Here is a 9327-nt window from a genome sequence, read left to right on the forward strand (position 1 = left end):
GACGTACGCCTTCCAGCACCGCCGCTACTGGCCCGACACCGCAGGCCTGGCTCCGGTGGGTGCCCTTCGGGCCGCCGGGCTCGGTACGGCCGACCATCCGCTGCTGCGTACCTGGCTCGTGCAGGCCACGGGCGAGGGCGTCATCGCCACCGGGAGGATCTCCTCTTCCACCCATCCCTGGATCGCGGACCACAAGGTGCTGGGCACGGTCCTGCTGCCCGGTACCGCCTACGTGGACATGGCCTGCTGGGCGGGGCAGCGGCTCGGCTGCCCGGAGCTGTCCGAGCTGACCCTCGCCACGCCCCTGGCCCTCACCGGGCAGGAGGCGGTGGATCTCCAACTCGTCGTGGGGGCACCGGACTCGGACGGTCGCCGCACGGTCGCCTTCCACTCCCGGCCCGCGTCCCGCGACGACACGGCCGACGGCGAGCCGGTCTGGGTACGGCACGCCGAGGGCACCCTCGCGCCCGCTCAGGCCCCCGCCACCGGGGTCACCCTGTCCTGGCCCCCGGAGTCGGCCGTGCCGGTCCCGCTCGACGGTTTCTACCCGGCGCTGATCGAGGCCGGTTTCGACTACGGGCCGGCCTTCCAAGGGCTGCGCGCGGTCCTGCGGTCCCCTGACGGCGCGCTGTACGCCGAGGCTGAACTGGACGGGGGCGACCGGGAACGGAGCTCACGGTTCGCCGTACACCCCGCCCTCCTCGACTCGGCCCTGCACGCGCTCGGCGTGGAACTGCCGCCCGGCGCCCCGGCGCGCCTGCCGTTCACGTGGAGCGGCGTGCGCGTCCACGCCACCGGCGCCGACGCCCTGCGGGTCCGGGTGACCCGTGGGACGGACGGGGCGGTGGGTCTGACGGCGGTGGACGTCGACGGTGCCCCGGTGGTCACCGTCGAGAACCTGGTGCTGCGCGAGGCGGCGGCCGAACGGCTCCCGGGCGGTGCCGGCCCCGACCGGGACGCCCTGTTCCGTATCGAGTGGACCCCACTGTCCGTCCCCGCGGACGCGGCCCCCGTCGACCCCGTTCGGCTCCCGGTGACCGACGAGGGCGGCGTCGACTTCGAGCGCCTCGACGGTCTCCCCGACGCCGTGGTGGCGCCCTGCCCGTCCGGTGACGTGGACGACGTCACGGCCCGGGTGCTGCGGCTGCTACAGGAGTGGCTGCGGGCCGAGCGATACGCGTCCGTCCCCCTCGTCGTTGTCACCCGGCGGGCTGCCGACGTGCCCGAGCCGGGCCTGATGGGGGTTGCCGCCCGGCACGACGACACGATGGACGACATCCTCGCCCAGGCCGCTGTGGCCGGCCTCGTGCGTGCCGCCCAAGCCGAACACCCCGGCCGCCTGGTACTCGTCGACATCGAGACAGACGTCGACCGGGACAACGATCGGGACGTCGACGGCCACGTCGATCGGGACAGCCACATCGACCGTGTGCGCCGCGATCCCGGTGTCGCCGAGACCGTCGCGGCATTCGACGTGGACGACGCCTCTCGGCCGCTGCTGGGCCTTCCGCTCTCCCGGATCCTGGCGTCCGGCGAGCCCGACCTCGCCGTCTGCTCCGGACGTCTCCTCGGGCGCCGTGTCGTCCGGGCCGAGGCCGGCGCGCCACTGGAACCGCCCGCCGGCCCCTGGCGGTTGGAGGCGGCCCGCCGTGGCTCGATCGACGGGCTGGCGCTGGAGGCCCACCCCGACGCCGAACGGGAGCCGGCGCCGGGCGAGGTGCGCGTCGCCGTACGCGCCGCCGGGGTGAACTTCCGGGACGCGATGATCGCCCTCGACCTGTACCCCGGAGCGGCCGACCTGGGCATCGAGGGCGCCGGAGTGGTGCTGGAAACCGGCCCGGGTGTCACCGGGTTCGCGCCCGGCGACCGGGTGGCGGGCATGCTGGACGCCGCGTTCTCTCCCGTCGCCCTCACCGACCACCGGCTGCTCGCCCGCGTCCCCGACACATGGACGTCCGCGCAGGCCGCGGCGGCCCCCGTGGCGTATCTGACCGCCTGGTACGGACTGTGCGACCTCGGCGGAGTGGGCCCCGGCAGCAAGGTGCTGGTACACGCCGGGGCGGGCGGAGTGGGGTCCGCCGCCGTCCAACTCGCCCGTCACCTGGGCGCCGAGGTGTACGCGACGGCCTCCCGGCCCAAGTGGGACGCGCTGCGCGCGGCAGGGCTGGACACGGAGCACATCGCGGACTCCCGCGACACCGGCTTCCGCGAGCGCTTCCTCGCGCACACCGACGGGGCCGGCATGGATGTCGTCCTCAACTGCCTGGCAGGGGAGTTCACCGACGCCTCCCTCGAACTGCTGCCGCGCGGGGGTCGGTTCGTCGACATCGGCAAGACCGACCCGCGGGATCCCGAGCGGGTCGCCGCCGACCACCCCGGCGTCCGCTACCGCGCCTTCGACCTGGGTGACGCGGGCCCCGACCGCATCCGGGAGATGCTCACCGATCTGTCCGCGCTCTTCGCCGACCGTGTGCTCGTCCCGCCGCCCGTGACCACCTGGGACGTGCACCGCGCCCCCGAGGCGTTCCGGGCCGTCGCCCAGGCCCGGCTCGTCGGCAAGGCCGTGCTGACCTTCGCCGCCGGTCTCGCCGGCGGGGGCACGGTCCTCGTCACCGGCGGCACCGGCACCCTGGGCGCGCGCGTGGCCCGTCACCTGGTCGTCCGGCACGGCGTACGGCGCCTGGTGCTGACCTCGCGCTCGGGACCCTCCGCGCCCGGCGCGGCCGCCCTGCGGGACGAACTCGCCGCCGTCGGTGCCGAGGTGGACATCGCCGCCTGCGACGTGGGCGACCGTGCGCACATCACGGCGCTGCTGGACCGGCTCGCCGCCGAAGGACACACCCTGACCGGTGTCGTGCACTGCGCAGGGACCGTGGACGACGGCGTCCTCACCTCCCTCACCCCCGACCGCGTCGGACGCGTCCTGCACGCCAAGGCGCACGGAGCCCGCCATCTGCACGACCTGACCCGGGGCCTGGACCTGTCGTTCTTCGTCCTGTTCTCCTCCGCGTCCGCCACGTTCGGCGCTGCCGGACAGGCCAACTACTGCGCCGCCAACGCCTGCCTGGACGCCCTCGCCGAGCGGCGCGCGGCCGCGGGCCTGCCCGGTGTCTCCATCGCGTGGGGCCTGTGGGAGGAGGCCAGCGGGATGACCGCCGCGCTGGACGCGCGGGACCGGGAACGACTGCGCCGCACCGGCACCACCGCCCTGTCCACCGAACGCGCCCTCGCTCTCTTCGACGCCGCCCTCACCGGCGCCGCCCCGGTCGTGACGGCCGCCCCGCTCGACCTCGCCCGGCTGCGGTCCGAGCACCGCGACCGGCCCGCCCCCGCCCTGCTGTCCGCCCTGCTGGGCCCGGTGCCGCGCCGGGCGGCCGTACGCCGCCCCGACGAGCCCGCCGCGGACCTCGCGACCGCGCTCGCCGCGCTGCCCGAGGAGGAGCGGCCCGCCCGCGTCCTCGCCCTCGTGCTGGACAGCACGGCGCAGGTCCTCGGCCACGCCCGCCCCGACGAGGTGGACCCCGACCAGGCGTTCAAGGACCAGGGCTTCGACTCCCTCACCGGCGTCGAACTCCGCAACCGACTCCGGACGGCCACCGGCCTGGACATGCCCGCGACGCTCGTCTTCGACCACCCCGCACCCACCGCCCTCGCCGACCACCTGCTGCGCCGGCTGCTGCCCGCCGGGCCGAGCCCCCGGGAACGACTGCGCGGTGACCTCGACCGGCTGGATACCGCCGCGGAGGCGCTCGCCGTCGACGATCCGGCCCACGCCGAGGTCACCGAGCGGCTCCGCCGCATCCTGCACCGCCTCGAAGCGCCCACCGCCACCCCGGCCGGTGACACCGACGGAGACACGGCCCTCCGCTCGGCCACCGCCGACGAGGTGCTCGCCTTCATCGACAGCGAGTTCGGCGACCTCACCTGACCCGCGTCCCCCCCCACCCCACCCCACCCCACCCGACCCGTGTCCCCGACTCACCCGACCTCCGCTCCGGGCCTCACCGGCTCCCGTCGCGGACCCCTCCAGACCCCCCTCCCGTACGTACGCTCGAATCGGAGTCCCCGTGGCGAACGACGACAAGGTTGTTGACTACCTCAAGCGGGTGACCGCCGACCTCCAGCGCACCCGCGGCAGGCTCCGCGAGCTGGAGGAGAGCCGACGCGAACCCGTGGCGATCGTCGCGATGGCCTGCCGCTTCCCCGGCGGCGTGGAGACCCCCGAGGCCCTGTGGGACCTGGTGCGCGAGGGCCGCGACGCCGTCGGCGCCTTCCCCGCCGACCGGGGCTGGCGCACCGACGGCCTCGCCGACGCCGGGGTCCGCCTCGAAGGCGGATTCCTGCACGGCGCCGCCGAGTTCGACGCCGAGTTCTTCGGCGTCTCCCCACGCGAGGCGCTCGCCATGGACCCCCAGCAGCGGCTCCTCCTGGAGACCTCCTGGGAGGCTCTCGAACGCTCCGGCCTCGACCCGGCGGCCCTGAAGGGCACCGACGGGGGAGTCTTCGTCGGCATGACGGACCAGAAGTACGGCCCCGAGGGCGACGAGGCGCTGCGGGAGGTCCGGGGCCACGTCCTCACCGGCACCACCGCGAGCGTCGCCTCCGGCCGGCTCGCCTACCACTACGGTCTGGAGGGCCCGGCCCTGTCCGTCGACACGGCCTGCTCCTCCTCCCTCGTCGCCCTCCACCTGGCGGTACGGGCCCTCCGCGCCGCAGAGTGCTCCTTCGCCCTCGTCGGCGGCGCCGCCGTGATGGCCCGACCGGGCCTGTACGAGGAGTTCCTGCTCCAGGGAGGTCTCGCCGGGGACGGGCGCTGCAAGGCGTTCTCCGCGACGGCGGACGGCACGGGGTGGGCCGAGGGCGTGGGCGTCCTGGTCCTGGAGCGACTGTCGGACGCCCGCCGCGCCGGGCACCGCGTGCTGGCGGTCGTCCGGGGTACGGCGGTGAACCAGGACGGAGCCTCCAACGGCCTCACCGCCCCCAACGGCCCCTCCCAGCAGCGGGTCATCCGCGCCGCCCTCACCGACGCCGGCCTCAGCCCCGCCCAGGTCGACGCCGTCGAGGCACACGGAACGGGTACGCGGCTCGGCGACCCCGTCGAGGCGCAGGCCCTCCTCGCCACGTACGGGCAGGACCGTGAACAGCCCCTGTACCTGGGCTCGTTGAAGTCGAACATCGGCCACGCCCAGGCGGCGGCCGGGGTCGGCGGCATCATCAAGACGGTGCAGGCGCTGCGCCACGGTGTACTGCCGCGCACCCTGCACGTGGACGAGCCGACGCCCGAGGTGGACTGGTCGGCCGGGTCGGTGGAACTGCTGACCGAGGAACGGGAGTGGCCGGAGACCGGCCGCCCGCGTAGGGCCGCGGTCTCGGCGTTCGGGATCAGCGGGACGAACGCCCACGTCGTCCTGGAACAGGCGCCCGAGCCCGCCGGACAGGCAGGAGCCACCGGGACGGGCGGGGTCGCCGGGGCGGTGGGGGTCGCCGGGACGGGCAGGGCTGCCGGGATGGGCGGGGCTGCCGGATCGGTCGGGGTCGCAGGAACCGGCGGGGTCACCGGTGTGGCCGGGGCATCCGGAACCGGGGCCACCGGAACGGGCGGGGTCGCAGGAGCAGTCGGGGCCGCCGGGATGGGCAGGGCTGCCGGGACGGGCGGGGCTGCCGGATCGGTCGGGGTCGCAGGAACCGGCGGGGTCACTGGTGTGGCCGGGGCATCCGGAACCGGGGCCACCGGGACGGGCGGGGTCGCAGGAGCTGTCGAGGTCCCCGAGACGGCCGGGGCTTCCGGGACAGCCGAGGTCCCCGAGACCGCCGGGGCTTCCGGCACAGCCGAGACCCCCGAGACCGCCGGGGCTTCCGGGACAGCCGAGGTCCCCGAGACCGCCGGGGCTTCCGGCACAGCCGAGACGGCCGGGGCTTCCGCGACGGTCGGAGCCGTCGGGACCACCGAGGACCCAGGCCCCTCCGGGCCCCTCCTCGCCCCCGGCGCGCAACCCGAGGAGGCGGTGCCGGACAGCCCCCTCGCCCTGCTCCTCTCCGCCCGCGACCCCGAAGCCCTGCGCGCGCAGGCCGGGCGGCTCCGCGACCACCTCGACCGCGCGGACTCCGACGACGCGGACAGCGACGGCCGTGACGACGCCCCGACCCCGCGCGGTGTGGCCCGTGCCCTCGCCGCCCGGCGTGCCCGGTTCGCGCAGCGGGCCGTGGTGCTCGGCACCGACCGCACGGAACTGACCGCCGCCCTCGACGCCTTCGCGGGGGGCCGCCCCGACGCCCGCGCGGTGCACGGTACGGCGACGGCACCCGGACCGCTGGCGTTCCTCTTCACCGGCCAGGGCGCCCAGCGCGCCGGCATGGGCCGGGAACTGCACGCCACGTACCCGGTGTTCGCCGCCACCTTCGACGCCGTACGCACCAGGCTCGACGCGCGGCTGGAGCGGCCGCTCGCCGAGGCGCTGGACTCCGAGGAACTGCTCGGCCGGACCGCCTACACCCAGACCGCCCTGTTCGCCTTCGAGGTCGCCCTGTTCCGGCTCCTCGAACACTGGGGTCTGGCCCCCGACCACCTGCTCGGCCACTCCATCGGCGAACTCGCCGCCGCCCATGCGGCGGGAGTGCTCTCCCTCGACGACGCGTGCACCCTGGTCGCCGCCCGCGCCACGCTCATGCAGGCCCTCCCCGACGGTGGCGCCATGCTCGCCGTCGAGGTGGCGGAGGAGGAGGTGCCCGCCCTGCTCGACGCGGCCGGCACCACGGGCCGGCTCGCCGTGGCGGCCGTCAACGGCCCCCGCGCCACCGTGCTGTCCGGCCCCACCGAGGCGGTCGACGCCACCGCCGCCCTGTGCGCGGAGCGCGGGATGCGGACCCGGCGTCTGAAGGTCAGCCACGCCTTCCACTCGCCGCTGATGGAGCCCATGCTCGACGACTTCCGCGCGGTCGCCGAGAGCCTCACCTTCCACGCGCCGCGCATCCCCGTCGTCTCCAACGTCACCGGCCGCCTCGCCACCGACGAGCAGCTCCGCTCGCCCGACTACTGGGTGCGGCACGTCCGGGAGGCCGTGCGCTTCCACGACGGCGTCCGGCAGCTCGGTGAACTCGGTACCGCCGCCTGCCTGGAGATCGGCCCCGGCGGTGCCCTCAGTGTGCTGGCCCGCGACTGCGTGCCCGAGCCCGGCCCCGCGTTCGTCCCGTCCCTCCCGCACGGCCACCACGAGCCCACCGCCCTGCTGACCGCCCTCGGCGAACTCCACGTCCGGGGTGTCGACGTCGACTGGACCGCCGTCCTCGGCGCCCCCGACGGCGACGGCCCGGACCTGCCCACGTACCCCTTCCGGCGCGACCGCTTCTGGCTACCGGCCACGGCGGGCACAGGCGGCCCGCTCCTCCCCGCCCCGACGACCGCCGCCGCCGAACCGGGGCCCGCCCCGGACGGGGACCGGCACGTCGACCTGGACCTGGTGCGCGCGGTGGCCGCCGCCGTGCTCGGACACCCCGGCCTCGACGCGGTGGCCCCGGACCGCGCGTTCAAGGACCTCGGCTTCGACTCGCTGTCCGCCGTACGGTTCCGCGACCGCCTCGCCGAGGAGACCGGCCTGGCACTGCCCACGACACTCGTCTTCGACCATCCGACGCCGGAAGCCGTCGTCGCCCATCTGAACGGCGAGCACACCGGCCGCCGCGCCGCCGTCCGTGGCCGCTTCGCCGACGAGCCCCTCGCCGTCGTCGGCATGGCCTGCCGTTACCCCGGCGGGGTCACCACCCCCGAGGACCTGTGGCGCCTGGTCGCCGAGGGCCGTGACGCCGTCACCGCCTTCCCCCGCGACCGGGGCTGGGACCTCACCGCCCTGCGGCACGTCGACGGCACCACCCCCACGACCGGCGGATTCCTCCAGGGCGCCGCCGAGTTCGACGCCGACTTCTTCGGGATCTCCCCGCGCGAGGCGCTCGCCATGGACCCGCAGCAGCGGCTGCTCCTGGAGACCTCCTGGGAGGCGGTCGAACGCGCCGGTGTCGACCCGCTGTCGCTGCGCGGCAGCCGCACCGGGGTCTTCGCCGGCATCGCCGGTTCCGACTACGCGGACGTCCTCGCCGCCACCCCCGAGACCGAGGGCCACGTCATGACCGGCACGGCGGGCAGCGTCGTCTCCGGCCGCGTGTCCTACGCGCTCGGCCTGGAGGGCCCGGCGGTCACCGTCGACACCGCCTGCTCCTCCTCCCTCGTCGCCCTCCACCTCGCCGGGCAGGCCCTCAGGACGGGCGAGTGCGACCTCGCCCTCGCCGGCGGCGTCACCGTCATGAACACCATCGGCGGCTTCCTGGAGTTCGCCCGCCAGGGCGGCCTCGCCGCCGACGGCCGCTGCAAGGCGTTCTCCGAGGCTGCCGACGGCACGGGATGGGCCGAGGGCGTGGGCGTCCTCGTCCTGGAACGGCTCTCGGACGCCCGCCGCAACGGACGGCACGTGCTGGCGGTGGTGAGGGGCTCCGCCGTGAACCAGGACGGCGCCTCCAACGGCCTCACGGCACCCAACGGCCCCTCCCAGGAACGCGTGATCCTGGAGGCCCTGGCCGGTGCCGGGCTCACCCCGGCGGACGTGGACGCGGTGGAGGCCCATGGCACCGGCACCCGCCTCGGCGACCCCATCGAGGCGCAGGCCCTGCTCGCGACATACGGGCGGGACCGCGAACGACCGCTGTACCTGGGCTCGTTGAAGTCCAACATCGGGCACAGCATGGCGGCGGCCGGGGTCGGCGGTGTGATCAAGACGGTGCTGGCCCTGCGGCACGGCGTGCTGCCGAGCACCCTCCACGCGGACGAGCCGACCCGCCAGGTCGACTGGTCCGCCGACACCGTACGCCTCCTCACGGAGAGCCGGCCCTGGCCCGACACGGGCCGCCCCCGCCGGGCGGGAGTCTCCTCCTTCGGCATGAGCGGCACCAACGCCCACGTCATCCTCGAACACACCCCCGCCGAGGCCCCGCCGCCCACCGGCGAGCACCCCGACGGGCTCGCGGCCGAGGAAGCCGCCGGCAGCGATGCGACGAGCACCGAACGCCCCGTCGTCCGCCCCTGGCTCCTGTCCGCACGCACCCCCGAGGCCCTGCGCGCCCAGGCCGCCCGCCTCGCGGACCACCTGACCACCGCCGACACCGCACCGGCCGCCGTCGGCAAGGCCCTCCTCGACAGCCGCTCGCTGTTCGAACACCGGGCCGTGGTCATCGGCGCCGACCGCGCCGGCCTGCTCACCGGCGTACGCGCCCTCGCCGACGGCACGGCCACCGCCCCGCAGGTCGTCACGGGCGCGGCCCGCCCACTCGGCCGGGGCCCCG

2 protein-coding genes are annotated in these 9327 nt (G+C 75.9%); both read left to right on the plus strand.

The features are described from left to right. Positions 1-3928 (plus strand): SDR family NAD(P)-dependent oxidoreductase (locus tag SMA5143A_RS42220; protein WP_146194061.1); only part of this gene is annotated, 3928 nt, incomplete at its 5' end. A 139-nt stretch (positions 3929-4067) separates the two neighbouring features. Next, positions 4068-9327, plus strand: a 5260-nt coding sequence (locus SMA5143A_RS42225; RefSeq protein ID WP_146194062.1) for a type I polyketide synthase, incomplete at its 3' end; no start/stop codon positions are given.

The organism is Streptomyces sp. MA5143a, from assembly GCF_900290235.1.
Classification (GTDB): Bacteria; Actinomycetota; Actinomycetes; order Streptomycetales; family Streptomycetaceae; genus Streptomyces.